Origin of the sequence: Methylomonas koyamae (genome assembly GCF_001644025.1) — a bacterium.
Classification (GTDB): Bacteria; Pseudomonadota; Gammaproteobacteria; order Methylococcales; family Methylomonadaceae; genus Methylomonas; species Methylomonas koyamae_A.
The window spans coordinates 1-20,647 of record NZ_LUUK01000157.1 but is presented as its reverse complement, the minus strand read 5'-3'; the positions used below and the strand labels follow the sequence as shown (position 1 = coordinate 20,647).

Genomic DNA, 20,647 nt, shown 5'->3' with positions numbered 1-20,647 from the left:
AAGTACGGGGAGAGACGTGTCGGAGAATGAAGATCAATTAAAACGCGCTTCGCTGGCATTGGCAAAAATGAAACAGCGTTTGCTCGACCAGGAAGCCAAGGCGAACGAGCCGATTGCGATCGTCGGCATCGGTTGCCGCTTGCCGGGCGGCATTGATACGCCGGAAGCGTTCTGGCAGTTATTGAGCCGCGGCGAACACGGCATCGTCGACGTGCCTGGCGACCGTTGGGATATGGCTAGCCTGTACAGCGCCGAGCGCGGCGTGCCGGGGAAAATCTATACCCGCAAAGCCGGGTTTATCGAGCGGCCGGGGGATTTCGATCCCGAGTTTTTCGGTATTTCGCCGCGCGAAGCCAAAAGCATGGACCCGCAACAACGCTTGCTGCTCGAGGTTTGTTGGCAGGCATTGGAGCATGCCAACATCGTTCCCGATTCGCTACGCGATAGCGATACGGGTTTGTTTCTCGGCATAGGCCAAAACGACTATGGCCTGTTGCAGCTCTATTCCGACGATTATTCGCGTATCAATACCTACGACGGTAGCGGCAACGGATTTTGTTTCGCCGCCGGTCGGATTTCTTATGTGATGGGCTGGCAAGGCCCATGTCTTGCTATCGATACCGCGTGTTCGTCAGCCTTGGTCGCCGTGCATCTGGCTTGCCAAAGTTTGCGCAAGGCCGAATCCAGGGTGGCGGTGGCGGCCGGCGTGCAATTGATGCTGACCCCCAATGTCGCGATGTTTCTATCCAGGGTCGGGGCACTGGCCGAAGACGGGCATAGCAAAGCCTTCGATGCCGCAGCCGACGGTTATGGTCGAGGGGAAGGCTGCGGCGCGCTGGTATTGAAGCGGCTGTCCGATGCCGAGGCCGACGGCGACGACATCATCGCAGTGATCAGAGCCAGCGGCGTGAATCACGACGGCCCCGGTAGCGGCTTGACGGTGCCTAACGGGTTGGCGCAACAAAAACTGATACGGCAAGTCTTGGCGCAAGCCAAAATTAACGCCGAACAAGTGGTTTACGTCGAAGCCCACGGGACCGGCACGGTATTGGGCGATCCGATCGAAGCGGAAGCCTTGGGCACGGTCTATTGCCAAGACCGGGCGCCGGACAATCCGTTGTATATAGGCTCGGTGAAAACCAATATCGGCCATCTGGAAGCGGCGGCCGGTATTGCCAGCATGATTAAAGCCGCTTTGATGTTAAAACATCGCGAGATTCCGGCCAGTTTGGGCTTTTCCGAGCCCAATCCCCATATTCCCTGGGAAACGTTCAATCTGAAAGTCCCGACCCGGTTGACCGCTTGGCCGGATAAAGCCGAACCGGGTTTGGTCGCCGTCAGTTCATTCGGTATGAGCGGCACCAATGCACACGCCATTTTGCAAGCGCCGCCACCGAAAAAGCGGGACTGTCAAACGCCGACCGGATTGCACCTTTTGACTCTGTCGGCAAAAACCCAAGCGGCTTTGCCAGTCGTCGCAAGTCGCTATGCCGATGCGTTACAGGCATTGCCCGCCAGTCGAATTCAGGATTTTTGCTTTACCGCCAATACCTGCCGCAGCCATTTTTCCTTCCGCAAGGCGCTGGTTGCGAGCGGCGGCGAGGAGCTGATCCAACAATTGCGCGATCCGGGCTTGTTGAACGACGTCAGGCCGTGCTCGGAATGGAAAAAGCCGAAATTGGCCTTTTTATTTACCGGACAAGGTAGTCAATATCCGCGCATGGGCTTGGATTTATACCGCAGTGAAGCGGTATTCCGGGCGGCGGTGGACCAATGCGACGCCATTTTGGCGCCTCGGGTTGGTTATTCGGTCAAGGCCTTGTTGTGCGACGAAGCAGACGAACAACGGTTGAGAACCCATGCCCAGCCGGCGATTTTCGTGTTTCAGTATGCGATGCTGGCCTTGTGGCAAAGTTGGGGGGTAAAGGCCGATTTCGTGTTGGGGCATAGCATAGGGGAATACGCGGCGGCTTGCCACGCCGGGGTGTTTGCGTTGCCCGATGCCTTGAAATTGATTGCCGCGCGTAGCAGCAGTATCAACGAGCATGCCGTACCCGGCGCGATGATCGCCGTTGCCGCCGACGAAAAAACCGTTCAGCCCTGGCTTGCTCCCTTCGTCGATAGCGCCGGCATCGCGGTGGTGAATACCGCCAACAGTCTGGTCATTTCGGGTTTGAAGACGGCATTGCAAGAAATTAGCGTAGCGTTGGAGCAGGCTGGGCTTTCCGCTACCCCGTTGAATGTCGCCCACGGATTTCATTCGCCGGCGATGCAAGCGGCTTTACCGGTTTTTGCCGAGATCGCCGAGACCATTGCGTTTCGCGCGCCGGATAAGACCCTGGTATCGACGTTGACAGGCCGCATAGCGGGCGAGGAAATCGCCGGAGCGGATTATTGGGTTAAGCACATCCGCCAAGCGGTGCAATTTTATCCGGCCGTGCGGCAACTTGCCGCGCTAGGGGCGGATATTTTGCTGGAAATAGGACCAAGGCCGGTCTTATTCGGTTTGGTCAAGCAGATCGAGGCCGCCGCGGAAAAAATCTGTCTGCACGGCCAAACCGGCAAGGGCGATAGCCGGGTGGAAACTTACCGGGCGCTGGCTCGGTTATATCAAGCGGGTTTGACGCCCGATTGGCGGGCCGTCGCCGGCGGCGAAAAAATCAAATTGCCGAACTATCCCTGGCAACGCCAGTTTTATTGGCTGGCTGCGCCTACGGCTAAACAAGCGATTACCGAGGCTCAGTCGGCGTCTACGGTTTTACAGGCCTTGGCCGAAGGCCAAACCGAAAGTTTGTTGGCCGCCTTGTGGCAGGATAAAACCCCGAATGAGGACGAACGAAAATTAACCCGGCAACTTCTGCACAATCTGACCGCATTGCATCAGCAGGCGATTTCGCAAGATCGGCAGGCGCAATGCGCTTATCAAATTAGTTGGAGGCGCTACGAATTACCGCAAGCCGGGGCCGCCAAAACCTGGTTGTTGATCGCCGACCGGCAAGGGCGAGCCAAAACGCTGTTTACCGGCGGTTTTGCGGGCAAGATGCCGATGGTCTTGCTTGAATCGGGGGGCGAATATCAAAAAATAAGCGCGCAACATTATCGGCTGCCTTTCGATAGCGAGCAGGACTGGCAACGTTGTTTGGACGATATTATCTCGGCATCCTCGGCGGAACTGGCGGTGATGAATTTTCAAGCCTGCGATTTGGCCGATGGCGGGCCGGAAGCCCTCGGCGCGGTGATGACTCGGTTTATTGCCTGTTACCGGGCTTTGAAACAAGCGGATAAACTGCTACCGATTTGGTGGTTAACCGAAAACGCCCAGGTCGCCGCTGACGGCGACGCGGCAACCGGCTGGGTAAGCGCCGCCGCGTGGGGGCTCGGCCGGGTGATTGGCTTGGAACAGCCGGCACTGTTCGGCGGCTTGCTGGATATGGCTGGTAGCGGTCCGGAGCAGTTGACTAAGTTGATGGCGATCATGGCGATAGCGCCTCGCGGCGAACAAATTGCGATTCGGCCGGAAGGTTGCTACGCGGCCAGATTGACACCGAGCGCCTTACCCGCCGCCGCTGTCGTCATCGATCCGCGCGGCGATTACCTGATTACCGGCGGCTTGGGCGGCTTGGGTTTGGCTATTGCCGGCTGGTTGGTGGCGAACAAAGCCGGCCGGGTATGGCTGATTGCCCGCCGTCCGGCTGCGGGCGAGGCGCAGCAGAAGATTGAAGATTTACGGCGGCAAGGCGGCGACGTGCGTTGCGTTCAAGCCGATATTGCCGATGCCGACGCTGTCGCTGGGTTAATGACGCATATTCAGCAACACGGCGGAAGCTTGAAAGGCGTCGTACATGCGGCCGGCATCTTAAAAGACGGCCTGTTGGAAAATCTGCAAGCGGACGATTTTAAAGCGGTAGGGTCGGCTAAGGTGACGGGGGCCTGGTTGTTGCATCAAGCCACCAAAGACGCGGCATTGGATTTCTTCGTGCTGTGTTCGTCGGCGGCTTCGGTGCTGGGTTCCAGAGGGCAAGCGGCTTATGCCGCCGCCAATGCCGCGATGGACGGTTTGGCGCAATACCGCAATTGCTTGGGTTTGCCGGCCTTAACCGTCAACTGGGGCGCTTGGGCCGATGTCGGCATGGCCGCCGGCTTGGACCGGGTCGATCAACAGCGTATGCAAGCCAGCGGCGTCGTGGCGATGCCAGCGCCGTTCGCTGTGAGTTTATTGGCGAAAGCCTTGAATGCCGGCGCGAGCCAGCACGTGTTGATGGACGTCGATTGGCCGTTATTTGGCAAGGCCTTGGCCGAGGCGGCGACTAAACCTTTATGGCAGGTGACCGGCGGGCTGGTAGAAGAGGCCGAAGCTATCGCGGATAGTCCAGCAGTGCTTAATTTCGAGCAACAAATAGCCGAGTTAAGCCAGGACGAAGCTTACCAATTGGCCAAAACCCAACTCGAGCAAGCGATCAAACAAGTGCTGTATCTGGACGAAGCTAAAACCATCGATAGTTATCAAGGTTTTTTCGACATGGGGCTTGATTCGATCACCATCGTCGAGTTGAGGGTAAATTTGCAGCGTCGCCTAGGTTGCGATTTGCCGACGACGTTATTGTTTGACTATGCTAATGTGGCCGATGTCTGCGCGTATTTGTTGGAGCGCCATGCAAAACCGCTACCGAGCCCAGTCGAGGACGTTAATGTTGATCTCGGCCGGACGGCGGTGGAAAATTTATCCGAGCAGGAATTGGATCGGTTAATTAGCGAGAAATTACAAAACATCCTGGCGGATACGTAAGCCTAGTGGTGAAGGCGTCGCGGTATAGCCCAGACAAATCAAAGCCGCTCCCGACTATCATTGCAGTGGCAGGGGCTGTCAACCGGAAACGCGGGAGTATGGGTTTCCGTCCGAATAAGCTAAATAATTGAAAACCGCCACCCGTTCCGATGCAAACCAGGCCATCGATACCAATATGATTACGCCAGTGTTGAATGACGGCTTTTGGAAGTGATGAATTAGCGCAATCGACCCATAAGCGACGTCACATCTGTGTTTGATTCTGTCTGCTTCAGGATGATCAGTGCCATTTATCGCAGGTCGGTTGTCAGAAAAGTCCATTCGCAGGAAGAGTTTTATTAAATTCCCCTTTCACGTTTGTCGACAAGCGTTTAAAAGGCGTTCAAGATAAATCCAAAAGATTAATGATATTCATCTTAATGGCTAGGCGAGTCAACTCGATATCACTGGCAACGCCAAGTTTTCGCTTGATCATATAATGGCTGTTCGATACGGTTTTTGGACTGATGTTGAGTGTTTGAGCAATAGCATCTGTTGACCGAGCATCGACTAACATACGCAGAATATCGAATTCTCGTACCGTTAATTCTTGCAGCGCGATACTATCGCCGCCTAATTTTTCCAGGGCCAAGGCTTGCGCAATGTCGGCACTCAACGTAATTCGCCCTGCATAGACATCATGGATAGCCCGAATTAAAACATCCGGGGCACTGCTCTTGGTGACATAGCCCAGCGCACCCGCCCGAGTTGCCTGAACAGCAAAGCTTGGATTCTGGTGCATACTGAATACCAGGATCTTCGCATCCGGGCGTCGTTGTTTAATACGCACAATAGCCTCCAGCCCCCCTTGGCCGGGCATCGAAATATCCATAACGACTATATCTGGGTTGCAATCCTTAAAGCGTGAATAGGCTTCTGCTCCATCAGCTGCTTCAGCAACCACTTCCATTCCTGATTGCTTCTCCAATAGTGAGCGATAGCCTTCACGAACAATGGCATGATCATCGACCAGCAAAATTCTGATACTTTCCGAGCCTGTCATGTTTGTGTCTCTGAAAGGGATTGAACCGGAAGCCATATATGGACGGCAAGTCCGCTGGGGTTACCAGTATTTAATGTCAACCGTCCGCCGATTGCGGTTACTCGTTCACGTATACCGAGCAGACCAATCCCGGGGCTGTCTTCAAACGGCAGTTTATTGGCCTTACCATTATCTTCGATACTAAGTTCAATGGTTGTTATTGAATTATTCTCAGATACTGCTCGGAGTGTTACTTTCGCATTCGTAGCGGCTGAGTGTTTGGACACATTGGTCAGACATTCCTGAACAATCCGAAAAATAGTAACGGGAATAGGTTCGGGTAACCGGTCAAGGTCGTCATGAACAGCAAGGCTATAATGAATCTTGCCGCCACTGCTGGCATTCCAGCCAGCCACCAGGCTTTTTAAACTGACAGTAAGGCCCAGTTCATCAATGTCAGAAGGGCGTAAGCGCAATAATAATCCACGTATCGATTCCATCATATGATGGACAATTCGACTGATTTTTTTCCCTTCCGGAACCAGTTCCGGGCATTCATTTTCTGCGGTTTGTGAAATGGAAGCTGCGACCGCGTTGATCGCAGCTAGGCATTGACCGAACTCATCATGCAGCTCTCGGGCCAGGTAACGGCGCTCTTCTTCCTGAATATTCATCAGCTTTAAGGCTAATTTCTTACGCTCGGAAAGGAGTTGTTCCAGACTTGCCGCCAGTTGATTGATGGCCTTCCCGGTTCGCTGCCATTCATCTAACTCGAAAACGGGTAGCCGAAATGACAATTCACCCTTTTCCATTTTCTCCAAGCCTGTAACGATCACCTGTGCCGGTCGTAAAACTCGACTTATCGTAAAATAAACCAGCAAGCAAAGCGCCAAAGTGGTACTGGCAGACAGCCCCATTAAGCCACGGATATTTTGCCAGGCGCTTGCTATTCCCATCTCAGCGCTGGGTGCAACCATTACTGAACCATGAATCCGCCCCTTGAATTCCACTGGTCGCACTACCTCCAAGCCGGGATGGAAAGCCCATTGGTAAAAGCTTGCAAACCAAATAGGCCAGCTTCGTGACGTTATTTTTGCGCCATTGCAAATGTTGCGCCTGAGGCTGTCAATCGTTGATAAGTAACTGATACAAACGCCGGATGCAGTACTGGTCTCTTTCCATAAATTAAAATCAGGGAAACGTTCCGGTTGAGCAAAACCTGCATCGATATGCACCAATTGAAGCTCCAGTTGCTTATCGATTGACTCAGCCGTTACTTGTGTCTCAAGAATAGCTTGCTGATCGGCCTGATACAGCACATAGGCTGTCGTTGCAACCAGGCAAGTGCCAGCAATAAGGACAATCCGTGATAGCAGGTGAAATTTTAGATTCATGGCAAGCGCAAGCCTTCTGTTAAATGCTTTGCTGACGATTCAGCAGCGGAAAATATACATTTTTTGATCATTTTAAGATTGAATTCCAGGGCAGGAATAGAGATCGCAGGAAGGCCGGGCAAATTGCCCGGCTTTCACGGGCAAATATCAGGTTACGGACTTACACATACTCGCTACTCTACTAGCCACCAAAAAACGAATACGATGAAACAATAAATGATGGTGTTACCGATGACATTTTTTCAACAAGATACCGTGTTATTTAATTATGAACCCTAGAAACAATGCAGGATTACGTCTCCTGTTTGGTGTATTTTTATGTCTGTTCAGTGTTGGCGTATTTGCTGAAACAAGCATCGCCATATTGGATTTTGAATTAAAAGATTTAACTCTGGCACCTGGAATACCTGCTGAAATCGAAAGGACGACGGGCATAAAGGCTATGCTCGAAGGTGAATTAAAAAGAGCGGGCTATAAAATCATTGCTGTTGATTTGGATACTCAACGTGAGGCTAACGGCGGTTTTGGGTATCTTTTTGACCACAGCGACATTGCCGCAGAACTGGCGAAAAAAGCCGGAGCTGAGTATATATTGGTGGGCAGACTGCATAAACCAAGCTTCTTATTCGCTTATATTATGGGACATTTAGTCAGGGTTAGTGACGGCCAATTAATCGGTAATTACATTTCAGAGACAAAAGGCGGTGATAAAAAATTAACCTTAAAAGGCGTCGAAAGTCTTGCCGATAAAATCGACAACGATTTAGATAAAATCTATACGCCGCCGCCTCCTTCTACTAGGACAGTTGGTATCTCCAAAACCTCTGCGGGGGCAGACATGTCATCCCAGAAGCCGCAGACCCTTAACAACCACATAGAAAATGGAGATACCAGATGAGAATGTATTTGATAGCTTTAATGCTTATTTTTTTCGAAGATTCCGCATTAGCTCAGGATAAAATTGATCGCATGAGCGCCGTTACCATGGAATCGTTTATCCCGGATACGGTTAAGTGGAATGACGAGCCGATACTCCCTAATGGTGCCAAAAGCGTCATTCTAGTTGGTGACCCAAGCAAAGCGGGGGTTTTTATCGCTTTGCTGAAATTTCCATCTAATTATCCAATCCCACCACACATACACCCATTTACAGAAGTAATTACAGTCCTGCGGGGCAAACTAGGCAATGGCATGGGTAAAACATTTGACACAAAAAAGGGCGAGATGCTTAACGTAGGTTCAAGCTTTGTGTTACCCGCTGGACACACTCACTATGTTTGGACCACTGATGAGGAAACAATCGTCGAACTAATCGCTACTGGGCCATGGGATATTATTTATACGAATCCGACCGATGATCCACGCAAAAAATAAATAGCGGGAAATGGAATTATGAACTCCAGTAGGATTTTAATGACAGCTTTCGGATTTACTGCCGCCACATGTTCAAATATTTGAATGTCGCTGAGTGGCCGATCCAAGCCCGGTGGGCACGGCTTTTTGTGCCCACGCGGGTTGCAATGGTGGGCAAATTTGCCCACCCTACGTCTGCTAAAGGCACGTTACCGAACGATCAAAAATTTATAGTGCCGTCCGCAATTGGCCGATCTCAAGCATTCAAAATTTGTTAGGATTTGAATCGGAACCGATGGCGGCGTTGCGATCGAGCGGCTAGGCCGCTCGAAAGCGTCCGGATTCGAAAGGACTATCAATACTCCAAGCGCACCGAGCCCATGAAGGTGCGTGGCGTGCCCCAAAAGTTTCGGTCGGCCCGGCCGGTTTCGAAATATTCCTTGTCCAGCAGATTGTCCGCGTTGATTTGGGTGGTCAGCTTGGTTTTGCCGATGTGGGTTTCGTAGCCGATCAGCGCATTGAAGATCGCGTAACCCGGCAGCTGGAAGTTGTTTTCGTTAGAGCCTTGTCGCTGCGAGCGGGCGACGACGCCGGCGCCGAACTTCAGCCCTTTCAACGCGCCGTCCTGCAAGGTATAGGTATTCCACAGGCTGCCGCCATGCGCCGGGACGTTGGCCAATCGATGGCCTTCATCGACGCCGCCGTTGCTGACGATTTCCGAGTCTATGTAGGAATAAACCCCGATCACCTTCCAGCCCGGCAGTACTTCGCCGGTCAAATCCAATTCGTAGCCGCGATTGCGAGCCTTGCCGACCGCTTCGAAAAAAAGGGAATTGGCGATCGGCGTGGCGATGTTTTGTTTGGTGATTTCGAAATAGGCGGCGGTCAGATTGAGTTTGCCGTCCAGCCATTCCTTCTTGAAGCCGGCCTCCCATTGCTCCGAGATTTGCGGTTTGATTTTGGCTCCACCGCTGGCATAAACCCCAATGTTCGGCGCGCCGAAGCCTTGCACGTAGTTGCCGTAGACGCTGAGCGACGGGATGGGCTGCCAGAGCAAGCCGACGCGCGGCGTGACTTTATCCTCGTGATTGGTGTCCTTGAAACCCGCGCCCCAAACGCCCCAATCCTGCCAGGAGTTGGCATTGTCGTAACGCATACCGGCTAATAAATGCAGGTCGTAGGGCAATTTAATCTGATCCTGCAAATACAAACCGAACCACTCGTAACCCAAATTGCCGACATTGTCCAAGCTCGACAGCAAACCCAGATTCCCGGCATAAACCGGGTTGTAAATATCGATGTCCGGCACCGCTTGCGGCGTCGGGAAGGCGAAGGTATTTAGAAAGGAGAAATAATCCCCGCCGATCAACAAGGTATGTTCGAATGGACCTGTCTTGAACTTGCCGGTCAAATCGGCCGTGGTGTTGTAAGTACTGCTCAGATTGTCGCGGTTGCCGAAGTTCGTCCGGTGCAGCGTGCGGTTGTCGTCCGCCAACCCGGCTGGCGCGCCGGGCAGATTTTCATTATCTTCGGTGAAATCGGCGAAGAAGCGGTGGCGGAAGGTCCATTGGTCGTTGAAAGCATGGCTCCAGTCCACGCCGAACAAAATGTCGTCGCTGACCGCGCGGATATTGGGTTCGCTTAAATTGCGATTGCGCGGCAGATCGGCCGGGCGATTGCCGATACGCGGCGGGCCGCCGACGTCCGGCGCGGTGTCGTTGTGCAAATAATCGACATAGAAAGTCGCCTGGGTGCGGTCGCTGATGTCCCAATGCACGGTCGGCGCGAAGTAAACCCGCTCGCCTTCGATAAAGTCGCGAAACGAGCCTTTGTTTTCGTAGGCCAGATTGGCGCGATACTGCACCGATTTGTCGTCGGTCACCGGGCCGGTGGCGTCTATCGTGGTTCGATAAAAACGGTAGGAGCCGAATTGCTGTTGCAACGAATAATAGGGTGTCGCCAACGGCGTTTTCGGCACCATGTTGACCATGCCGCCCGGCTCGATACGGCCGTATAGTATCGAGGCCGGGCCTTTCAAGACTTCCACTCGCTCCAAGCCGGCGGTATCGCGCAGACCGCCCTGAGTCCAGCCGGTCTCCAGCCGCACGCCGTTGTAATACGGACGGAAATCGACGAAGCCGCGTACGATAAACGAGTCGGTGGTGCCGCCGTTGCCGGGGCTGGCAAACACACCGCTGACGTTTTTCAATGCATCGTCCAGACGGGTGATTTGCTGGTCGTTGATCACCGATTTCGGCACCACTTTCACCGACATCGGCAATTCCATCACCGGCGTATCGGTTTTGGTCGCGGTCGTCGCGCTGCGGGTTTGGTAGGCGGTGTTGTAAGGGTCGTTGGTATCGTATTCGGTATTACCGACCACCGTGATCGCCGGCATCGTGGTATTGGCATCGCTGCCGGTGTCGATGCGCTTGATCGCGACCGTGTCGCTCGACGTGAAGGTGTGAGTCAGACCGCTACCCGCCAATAGTCTGCTCACCGCTTGCTGAACCGTCAAGTCGCCCGACAACGCGGCACTGGTTTTACCTTTTATCGCCTCCTCGGCATAGAACACGTGAACGCCGGTCCGGCTCCGCAGGCTTTCCAGCGCCGATGCCAGCGCTTGAGCGGGAATATCGAAGCTAAAACTTTTCTCTTGCGCGGACGCGGTCAACGCGCTGCCGGCCAACGCGCAGATCATCAGGGCTTTGGATAGTGAGTGCATAATCCCTCCTTTGGTCATTTTTGCTTCACTATCCGTTAAGAGGGGATTTGCCGCCGACAACCGCCACTTTTTCGAAAAAAAATCTCGCGGTCGATAAGGATGCGGGCTGTCCGGAATGTTTGGGCAATTTAAGGTTGTATGCCCTTCGACTCCGCTCAGGGTGCGGCCCTTCGACTCTATTCAGGGAGCCGCCCAACGACTCCGGTCAGGGAACGGTCCTTCGACTCCGCTCAGGGAACCGCCCGACAGCTTTCCGCGCCAACGCGAACGGAAACTGCCGGTTGGCTTATCTATCGGACGGTGTGCGGATAAGGATGCCGCCGGCGGGGCGCGTCAAGTTATTGCTCGCGCGAGAAAACCGTCTAGCGGTCCAACACGATCGCGCCGGACGCTGCTTGCCGGATCTTGATCGGCAAGGCCGCCGCGATGACCTTCAGGGCCGCGGTCAAATCGGTGCTGGGAAAATCGCCGCTGACCTTCAGGTCGCGCAAGGCCGGATCGGCGAGTTGCAAGTCCACCGCGTGGTAGCGGCTCAATTGCTCCAAGACCTCGGTCAGCGGCGCGTTGCGAAACACCAGTAAATTCTTTTGCCAGGCCGTCACTGCGTCGGCATCGAACGCTGTCGGTGCGCCCAAACTGCCGCGCGCGTCGAAATGAATTTGGCTGCCGGCCGGCAGGCGCTCGTTCAGCGTGCTGCTGACGGTGGCGACTTCGACTTCGCCTTCCATTACGCTGACGGTGGTGCCGTCGCGGCCTTGGTAGACGTTAAAACGGGTGCCGATGTCGCGAATGCGGCCCGAGGGAGCGAGCACTTCGAAGGGCTTGGCCGGATCGTGTTTGACGTCGAATACAGCCTCGCCGCGCTCCAGGGTGACTTGCCGAGTCTGCCAAGCATAATTCACTCGTAGACGGCTATCGGTATTCAATTCGACCCGCGAACCGTCAGCCAACGCGACCGATAGGCGTTGACCCTTGCCGGTGCGGTATTCGGCCGAATTCAGCCAGTTCCAGGTTAGCGGTGGCGTGGCGACCAGCAACGCCGCCAACGCCAGGCCGCGCAAACGCCGGTTTCGCGCACGCCGGATTTGGTATTGCGCTTCGCGAAATTGGGCGCGGGCGTTCGTCAAGTTCACATCGGCGGGCTGGCCTTCGGATGGCGCGAAGTTCCGCCAAACGGCGGCGGCATGGCGATAAGCCGGAAGATGACGGGGATCGGCGTCCAGCCAAGCCTGGAAAGCGCGCTGTTCCGTGTTTGAACCGGCGCCGTCCAGGCGTTTTAACACCCAGTGGCTGGCTTGTTCGGCAATATCGGGATCGGTTGGTTTGATCATGGCGGCGGTGAAACGCGACTGAGGACTACGGTGGCGAATTGTAAAACCAGCCGCCAGTCATTCTCGCGGCTGATCCAAGCGGGCGCAGCAATGCGCCAAGGCCTTGGCGCAGTAACGTTCGACGGTGCGGCGCGGCAGATTGAAGGCCTTGGCGATATCGGCCTGGGGAATGCCGTCGATGCGGTGCAGTAAAAAGCAGGTTCGGACAATTTCCGGTAAATCCTGCAGCGCTTGTAGACTGAATTGGTAGCTTTGCTGGCTTTCGGCCACCGTTTCCGGTAACGGTAGCGGACACGCATAATTGTCGTACTCAGCGTTTTCGTGGTCGATCAATTCCAGCGACGGCCGGCGGAATTGATCGGCGCTGAGATTCGACGTGATCTTGAACAAATAGGCGCGAGGGTTGTTCACCGCCGGCAAATCGGCATGTTGCAGCAAGCGCAAAAAAGCATCCTGCACCAAGTCTTCGGCATTGTCGTAATTCCCTTTGCGCTCGGCGAACGCCAGCAATTCCTCTCGGTGGCGGCGAAACAGTTTGTCCAGCAGGTGATTGATCGTCATAGGCAAGGGTTCGCGGTCAATTCGATTTCGATGATCCGGGGTCGGCAACGTTTTTTAAGTGGTTAGCACCCGAAGGCTTAAGTCCGACATTCCGGCGACGGTTAATTCAGCATAACGCATTCGGCCGTCGAAGCGCATCTGGTTTGGATTGGTGGTTGTGCCTGTGTCAGGAAGGCGCCTCGCTGCGTATCGAGGGTGAAGCGGCGAATGGGGATATCATCTCTTGGAGAATTCGATCGGTTGAGGTTCAGTTTGAGGAGACCAAATGGTCGGGGGCGCGACGGCTTAAAGTGGCTGAGCCGGCAGAGGGTTGATTTAGATTGGAAGACGCTGTGCGGGATTGGCGTGCAAGTCGGCGCGGACGGGCAAGCCCGACCGCGCCGATTGCTCCATGTAAGCCGAGTTGCCTAATATTCGATCCGCACGGAGCCCATAAACGTTCTAGGTGCGCCATAGGTGCCCACGCCGTAAGTGTTGAGACCTTGCAGATAGGTTTTATCCAACAAATTGTCCGCGTTGATCTGCGCTGTCACCCGCGTTTGTCCGACCTTCCAGGCCTGGCTGGCCATCAGATTGAGCGTGGCGTACCCTGGCGTTTTCTGGGTTTCGTCATATCCGAGAAACCGCTGACCAACCGCTTGTACGCCCGCGCCGAGCTTCAGACCTTGCAGAATTGCCTGTTGAAACTCGTAGGTGGTCCAAAGATTGCCGCTGTTTTCCGGGGCGTTGTGCAAACGTTTGCCGACATATTGAGTATGAATCGGGTCTTCCACCGTTTGCGCGAACGGCATATAAGCATAGGCCGCTATGATCTTCCAGCCCGGCAGAATCTCGCCGCTGATGTCCAGTTCCAAACCGCGACTTTCCGCTTTCCCTATCAATTGCGATGGCGAACCGGGCGGAAAATCTTGGAAAGACAAGTTGTACTTCTTCAAATCGAAATAGGTCAGGGTAGTGATCAAGCGGCCGTCGAATAACTCGGTTTTGACCCCGGCTTCCCATTGCGCGGCGGTTTGCGGCGCCAACACTCGGCCTTGTGCGTTCAGGCCGTTGGGTGCGCCAAAGTTTTCGGTGTAACTACCGAACAGCGACAATTCCGGTATTGGCTGCCAAAGCACGCCGCCGCGCGGCGATACGCGGTCGTTGCTTTGTTTTTCGACGAACGGAGTCTGAACGCTGGGGAAAAATTGCGGGATCGCGCCGTAGTCGGCGTAAGTGTCGGTGTTGGCATTGTCGTAGCGTAGACCGCCCAGCAGATGCACGTGGTAGGGCAGTTCCACTTGGTCTTGAGCGTAAAAGCCGAACCAGGGATTGTCGTATTCGAAGGTATTAAAGGCCGTTCTTTGCGGTGGAAAGTTGGACACCGTCATGCCCGGCATTTGGTAACGGTGGATGGGCTGGTAGGCATTACTGCTCTCGAATCCCGGCATCCAGGCAAACACCGGTCCCATGGTGGCTCTGGCGTCGGTCTTCAAATAATCGCTACCGATCAGCAACGTGTGTTTGGCGAAGCCGGTTTCGAACTTGCCGGTCAACTCCAGCGAGTTGAAGTAATTGTTGTAGTAGTCTCCGCCATCGAAATTTTGTTCGAATCCCCACCGCCCAAAATTGCCGCTGGCGTCGGCTGAACCGGCCGCGGCGACATTGCGCGAAGTGACTTCCGCGAAGCTGGCGTTAAAGCGGTGGCGGAGGGTCCAGTTCTCGTTGAAAACGTGTTCGGTATTCGCCGAGAACATCACGTACTGATCTTCGCTGTAAGCCCAGGGATCGTTGAAATTGCGGCTTCTAGGCACTTTTCCCAGCAAGTTGTATGGAACCGGATTGTCCGCATTGGTTTTGATATCGCTGTATTCCAATTTAAACGTGGACGTGGTTTTGTCCGAGATGCGCCAGCGCAGCATCGGTGCCGCGAATATGCGTTCGCCGCCGCCCCATTGGGCGATGGCGTCGTTCGCTTGGTAAGCAAAATTGACGCGGTAAGCCAAGTCTTTATTGGCGGTTAACGGGCCGGTCGCATCAATGTCGGTGCGAAAATGGCCGTAAGAACCGAATTGTTGGCGAACGCTGTAGTATGGGGTATCCAACGGCTGCTTGGTGACGAAGTTGATGATGCCGCCGGGTTCGGAGCGACCGAACAGTATCGAGCCGGGACCTTTTAATACTTCGACGCGGTCGATATTGGCTAAATCGACCGTATGATGCCAGCCGTTGATAAATGGAAAACCGTCCCGATAGTAGGTGGAGCCGCCGCCGCCGTTGGAACCGCTGGAGGATGTGGAGCTAAAGCCGCGTACGTAAAACTCGCGATCGTTGCCGTCGCCGCTGACGACGCCGCTGACGTTCCTCAACGCTTGATCCAGCGTGACCACTTGTTGATCCTTCAACACTTGCTGCGGGACTACCTTGACCGACATCGGCGTGTGCATGATGGGAGTGTCGGTTTTGGTGGCCGTGGACGCGTTCGGCAGGCTGTAGGCGGGGTTGTAAGGATCGGTCGAGTCGTAAGTCGCCTGTCCGAGCACCGTCACCGCCGGCATGGTCGCGGCGCCGGACGGCAGTGGTTTTTCGGCGGCTTTTTCCAGCGTGATGCTGCCGCTGTCGGTTTGTCGGGCATTGAGGCCGCTACCGCTGAGCAAGCGTTGCAGTGCGGCGGATGGCGTGTACCGGCCATTCAAGCCATCGCTACCAAGACCGCGTACCAGTTCGGCACCGAACAGGACGCGCTGGCCGCTGATTTCGGAAAATCGTAGCAGCGCATCGGACAATGAGCCGGCGCCAATATCGAAATTCATCGTCTGTTGGCTGATGCCGCTGTCCGGGGCGGCCGTGCCGACAGCCGGCACGGCCACTAACAAACTGCCGCACAGTGCCGCGATTGCCGCAAGCAACGGCGAAAGTTCGACGCGACGCGGGTTGCCGATGTTTGAGTCCTTACGAGCATGTTTCATCTGATCTCCTGATTATCCGAATTGGAAACGCCCGCCGCGCGCTGCCGTGCGGCGAACTTGGAGATAAGACGAAACGACGGTGGGGGAGTATCTACTCGCCGGGTAAACTTTTTTGCGCGAGTCGCGGCGGACTAACGGGCGGACAGCAAAACCAGGTGGGAACCCAAGGTGCGGACGCGTACCGGCAGGCTTTGTTCGATGGCTTGCAGGGCCAGATCGGTATCGCCGATCCCGAATACGCCGGTGATCGGTAGGTTCTCGATGGCCGAATCGGTAATCAGGATTTTACCGGGCCGATAGCGCTCCAGCTCGGCCACTACCGCAGATAGCGGCTGTTCCTGAAACACGATCCGTTGTTGGCGCCAGGCGGCGATGCGTGATGGGTTGATGGCCTCGGCGCGACCTAAAACGCGGCTGTCGAATTGAATTTGCTCGGCTTCGTTCAATCGTTCCAAGGTCTTGCCGTCCGCGTTGCTGACTTTGACCGCGTGCTCGAGCACGGTGACTCTCACCCGGTCGTCGTCGCGCAGGACATCGAAAGCGGTACCCAGCGCCTGCACCGTACCGGCGCCGGCGTCGACCACGAACGGTCGCGCGGGATCGGCGGCAACCTGAAAAAACGCTTCGCCGCGATGCAGGCTGACCCGGCGTTGTTTAGCCGAAAAATCGACCGACAGCGCGCTGCCGGTGTTCAACATCACGTTGGAGCCGTCGGCCAACTGAATTTGGCGCTGGCCGCCGACCGCCGATCGGTAATCGGCCCAATAGCCGGATGCGTGTAATTGGATCGCCGCCACCGCCAACAATAGCGATGCCGCCAGCGCCAGACTCGCGCGATGGCGGCGGACTGGCGGCCCGCGCCGCAGCGCGGTCGCGCGCGACCGTTCTTGGGTGGCTGCCGGCGCCGGTGGCGCGGCCAGCCCCAGGTCGGCGGCGCTCACTGTGTCCAGTCCGAGCCAGAACGCGTTGACGTCGCGCCACGCGGCCCGGTGCTGCTCGCTGGCGGCCAGCCAAGTTTCGAATGCTCGGCGTTGCTGGTTGCTCAGCAAATCGGAGCTTAGAGTGGCTTGCCAGGCCATCGCCTCGCGTTCGGCACGCGCGGAAAAGGTTTCGGACGCGGCTTTGTTCATCGGCCGGCCACCGGCGACATCCGCCGGGAAATAATCGGGCAAGCCGAGCGGTCAGCGGCGTTACGCATCGTGACGCTCCCGCTCGGACAGTTCCAGTTCGCGCATGCGTCGGCGGCAATGTTCCAGCGCTTTGTTGATATGTTTCAACACCGTACTTTCTGCAATGTTCAATTCGCGCATGATTTGCGAGTAGGGATAATGGTGAAACTTATGCAGCACAAACACCTCCCGGCATTTGGGGGGCAATTCGGAGACCGCTTGCTGCAAATGCAGTAGTTTCTGCCGGCTGTAGACTTGGCGTTCCAGGTCGGGCGTCGCGTCGGCGTGTTCCGCCAGTTCTTCCTCGGCGGCGTGCCGCTCAGCCTCGCGCTGATGTTTACGCAAATGATCGATCGCCAAATTGCCGACCACTTTGTACAAAAAAGCTCGCGGATTGGCGATCTGGCTTTCCGATTCGAACTGCGTCAAACGAAAAAAAGCATCCTGCAAGATGTCGGCCGCGGTCTCCGGACAACGAATCCGAGGCGCCAGAAATCCCAGCAACTCGTCGCGGTGACGCTGAATCAGGTCGTTGGCAAAATCCGGTGAGAAGCGATACATCGTCCGATTGAGTGGAAGTCCTTTTTCATTAGACCACGGCCGGCGGACTGGCGACAATATCGGCCGGGGCTCGCTCGCGATGATGCCGACTAAGGCGTACGTCTATTACAACCCTGTCAAACATGGCTGGGCAGTCTCGGGTAATCGACGGTTTTATCGGCGGATGAAGCTTCGCTTATCCTCCATAGGGCCCCTTCGTCTCATTGCTCTTCTCTCAGCGAATTTTTCAGCGGAGTCTATCCCAAATGAATTCTCTTACCTATTACAGTTTAGTTAGAACTAAGAAAATCAAGCAGCGCCTAGTGGTTGTGTTTTTATTACCTCTAATTAGTTGTTCTCAGCCGTCTCAACAGGAATTGAAAATGTCTGCTTATTACGAATGGAGTGCTGTGGCCAAAGCGGACCTAGACTTTGTATATGAAACGATAAAAGCCGCTCATCCGGGTGTATTAGAGCATTCCGATGTCGCATTTCAAGCGTGGCTACACCAAGGTTACAGTAAAGCGTTGTCTTTAGCCAAACGCGCTCAGACGCAAGAACAAGCACTCGCAGCCCTACGTTTTTATACGGTAGGCTTTAAAGATGGTCATCTAGGGGTTAGTCCACAAAACTATTCCAGCAATGTCAATTGGGCAGGCTGGAATATTCAAAAGCAAGGTGAGGAGTTTGTTGTTACGTATCAAGCAAAAGAGTGGCCTATTTCAGTGCCGCCAATGGGTTCGCGAGTAATAGCTTGTGATGGGCAGTCTGTCTCTGAGTATATTAAATATAATATTTCACCTTATATAGATGAGCGATTAAATTTGCTATCAACCTGGTCAATGTTGGCGCATTTTGTCACTATAGAAACTCCTGATATGCCTTTGTGGGAGTCCAAGCGTATTAAGCATTGTACTGTTGAGTTAAAAGACAAGACGAAAAAAGAGTATTCGTTGTTGTGGAAAAAAAGTTATGAAGGCGTTCAATATGCCTTTGCAGATCGGGCGCCAAAACAAGGACTTAGAAATTTAGGTAAAGGGATCTATTGGATTAATGTATCAAATTTCCAGCTCAGTCAAGCTGAAAATATTGAGTTAGAAAGATTTCTGGATAAAATTAAAGTCTTGAGGCAGGCTAAAAAAGTTATTTTAGATACGCGGGGTAATCGAGGAGGAAGTTCCCAGGTTGGCACCAAGATTCTGCGTGCGTTACTCAAAGATAAAATACCCACTGAATCAGCGGCTCGTGCCTTTTGGCGAGTGTCTCCAGTCGCTAAGAAAACCTTAGAGGAGCATTTAGATTATTTTAGCAAGACATTTGGGAAGGCAAGTATTTTTTATCTTGATACTGTTCGACTATTAGAACAAATGAATGCGGCATTAGCTATTAAGCAGGAATGGCTTGAGCAGCTTCCAGATACGATTGACAGTAAAATTGAAGCTCGAGAAGCTTTTAACGGACAGCTTATCATTCTTACCGATTTAAACTGTGCGAGTGCCTGTCTTGATTTTGTAGATTCAGTCCGTCGCGTTCCAGGTGCCATTCACATGGGGCTTCCGACAAGCGGCGATACTTTTTATATCGATGTTGCTAAAATTCAGCTTCCTAGCAAGAACTTACAACTGTCATTACCTCTTAAAATATGGCGCGACCGGGCTAGAGGACTTAATCAAGCGTATTACCCTGATTTTTTATATGAAGGAAATATTTACGACACTCAGTCTTTTGAAAACTGGGTCATGGGTAAGCTAGAGAATATCTGACTAACTAATGTTTCCAGTGGTAACTATTAAAAGCTATTGGCCAAATATCTCAAGAGGTGCGCTGACTATGGGCCGCCGCTAGACACACCGTTCGCGATTGTTGCGTCTTGCATAGCTCGGCGCAACCTATAGGGATGTTTGGAAATGACGGCGGGCGGTTATCGGTGCAGACATTCATTAAATGTGTCCAATCGCAACAATCAAGTACGCGGTGCGTACCCTCCAGGCTTTTTGCCGATCGCGCAACGCAAATAGCCTTGCGGTTGAACCTGTTCAGCCTTAAACCAGCACCAAAATGCCCGGAGCTCGAAGAGGTTTGGGTTAAGCGTGAGCTGAAGCGCCTGACGGTCGCAGCTAAAAGCCACAATTTCCAGGCAAATAGCTGCGGCTTCGCAGCTGTACCGGTTTGGGGATTGGGCAAATCCGCTCTCGCTTAAGGCTTTTCGGTTTGCGCGAGCCGCTAAAAGCCAAGGCTGTGAGGCGAAAAGCCTTAGCTTCTAGCCGCTACCGGCTTGCGGTTAACGCGAGCAAGTATGGCTGGGCAAGGCATTCAGCGCGTAAGTTGATGACATGGACTCCTCTCCCCAACTAGAGGTGTCATTAAGTCGGAAACATTATTTTGGGCAATCTTGCCTTGCAATTGGCGAGGAGCCCATATTTGGGGTGATGCACGAACCCCAACACGACAACCTTTGAGCCGCCAGCCATATATGAAAGCGAGTCATTTCGACCAATAAAGCCATCGGCAACCAACAAAGGCCAAACCGGTCAAAATGTTGGGATTCGTTACCTTACCCCAACTTACCGAGTTAACGGGCGGTTTGACTGAAGTATGGGCGACCAAAAATTTGGGGAGCGTAGATTGGGATGACGATAGGAACCCCAACACGACAACCATTGAGCTACCAACCAAACATAAAAGCGAGACATTGAGCCAACAAAACAGCCAATGATTTGTAAAGTTCAAGTCGTTAAAAATGTTGGGGTTCGTTACCTCACCCCAACCTACGCCAGCCCAACTTACCGAGTTGTATAGCGTAAGCGGTCCTTTAACAG

12 protein-coding genes are annotated in these 20,647 nt (G+C 54.0%); 4 read left to right on the top strand and 8 right to left on the bottom strand.

Annotated elements, in window-relative coordinates:
- Nucleotides 1–16: 16 nt before the first annotated feature.
- Nucleotides 17–4,786: a type I polyketide synthase gene (locus A1355_RS11185; RefSeq protein ID WP_157197850.1), complete on the top strand. Its 4,770-nt coding sequence runs from the start codon at nucleotides 17–19 to the stop codon at nucleotides 4,784–4,786.
- Nucleotides 4,787–5,168: 382 nt separating this feature from the next.
- On the opposite strand, the gene A1355_RS11180 is transcribed toward A1355_RS11185, so the two are convergent.
- Complete coding sequence (locus A1355_RS11180; RefSeq protein ID WP_064028042.1) at nucleotides 5,169–5,828, bottom strand: response regulator transcription factor; 660 nt, start codon at nucleotides 5,826–5,828, stop codon at nucleotides 5,169–5,171.
- Complete coding sequence (locus A1355_RS11175; RefSeq protein WP_064028040.1) at nucleotides 5,825–7,201, bottom strand: sensor histidine kinase; 1,377 nt, start codon at nucleotides 7,199–7,201, stop codon at nucleotides 5,825–5,827. The genes A1355_RS11180 and A1355_RS11175 overlap by 4 nt, the downstream gene beginning before the upstream one ends.
- Before the next feature lie 268 nt (nucleotides 7,202–7,469).
- On the opposite strand from A1355_RS11175, the gene A1355_RS11170 reads away from it, so the two are divergent.
- Nucleotides 7,470–8,099, top strand: coding sequence for a DUF2380 domain-containing protein (locus A1355_RS11170; protein ID WP_082885498.1), 630 nt, complete (start codon nucleotides 7,470–7,472; stop codon nucleotides 8,097–8,099).
- A complete protein-coding gene (locus A1355_RS11165) occupies nucleotides 8,096–8,575 on the top strand; it encodes a cupin domain-containing protein (protein WP_064028038.1) in 480 nt (159 codons plus the stop codon). The genes A1355_RS11170 and A1355_RS11165 overlap by 4 nt, the downstream gene beginning before the upstream one ends.
- 334 nt (nucleotides 8,576–8,909) lie before the next feature.
- Here A1355_RS11165 and A1355_RS11160 read toward each other — a convergent pair whose 3' ends face one another.
- The 6 genes from A1355_RS11160 to A1355_RS11135 form a co-directional block, all read right to left on the bottom strand.
- Nucleotides 8,910–11,279 (bottom strand): TonB-dependent siderophore receptor, encoded by a 2,370-nt coding sequence (locus A1355_RS11160; protein ID WP_197471787.1) that lies wholly within the window; start codon nucleotides 11,277–11,279, stop codon nucleotides 8,910–8,912.
- Between the two features lie 362 nt (nucleotides 11,280–11,641).
- Nucleotides 11,642–12,610 carry a FecR family protein gene (locus A1355_RS11155; RefSeq protein ID WP_064028033.1) on the bottom strand — a complete coding sequence of 323 codons (969 nt, stop codon included), beginning with the start codon at nucleotides 12,608–12,610 and terminating at the stop codon, nucleotides 11,642–11,644.
- A gap of 57 nt (nucleotides 12,611–12,667) precedes the next feature.
- The gene (locus A1355_RS11150) at nucleotides 12,668–13,171 is read right to left on the bottom strand and encodes an RNA polymerase sigma factor (RefSeq protein ID WP_064028031.1); all 504 of its coding nucleotides are present in this window, start codon (nucleotides 13,169–13,171) and stop codon (nucleotides 12,668–12,670) included.
- Between the two features lie 407 nt (nucleotides 13,172–13,578).
- Complete coding sequence (locus tag A1355_RS11145) at nucleotides 13,579–16,119, bottom strand: TonB-dependent siderophore receptor (protein ID WP_064028028.1); 2,541 nt, start codon at nucleotides 16,117–16,119, stop codon at nucleotides 13,579–13,581.
- Between the two features lie 131 nt (nucleotides 16,120–16,250).
- Complete coding sequence (locus tag A1355_RS11140) at nucleotides 16,251–17,249, bottom strand: FecR family protein (RefSeq protein WP_064028026.1); 999 nt, start codon at nucleotides 17,247–17,249, stop codon at nucleotides 16,251–16,253.
- Nucleotides 17,250–17,309: 60 nt separating this feature from the next.
- Nucleotides 17,310–17,849 (bottom strand): RNA polymerase sigma factor, encoded by a 540-nt coding sequence (locus A1355_RS11135; RefSeq protein WP_064028023.1) that lies wholly within the window; start codon nucleotides 17,847–17,849, stop codon nucleotides 17,310–17,312.
- A 245-nt stretch (nucleotides 17,850–18,094) separates the two neighbouring features.
- Between A1355_RS11135 and A1355_RS11130 the strand changes: the two genes are divergently transcribed.
- Entirely contained in the window at nucleotides 18,095–19,591 is a 1,497-nt protein-coding gene (locus A1355_RS11130) for a S41 family peptidase (protein WP_064028021.1), read from the top strand.
- Nucleotides 19,592–20,647: the final 1,056 nt, after the last annotated feature.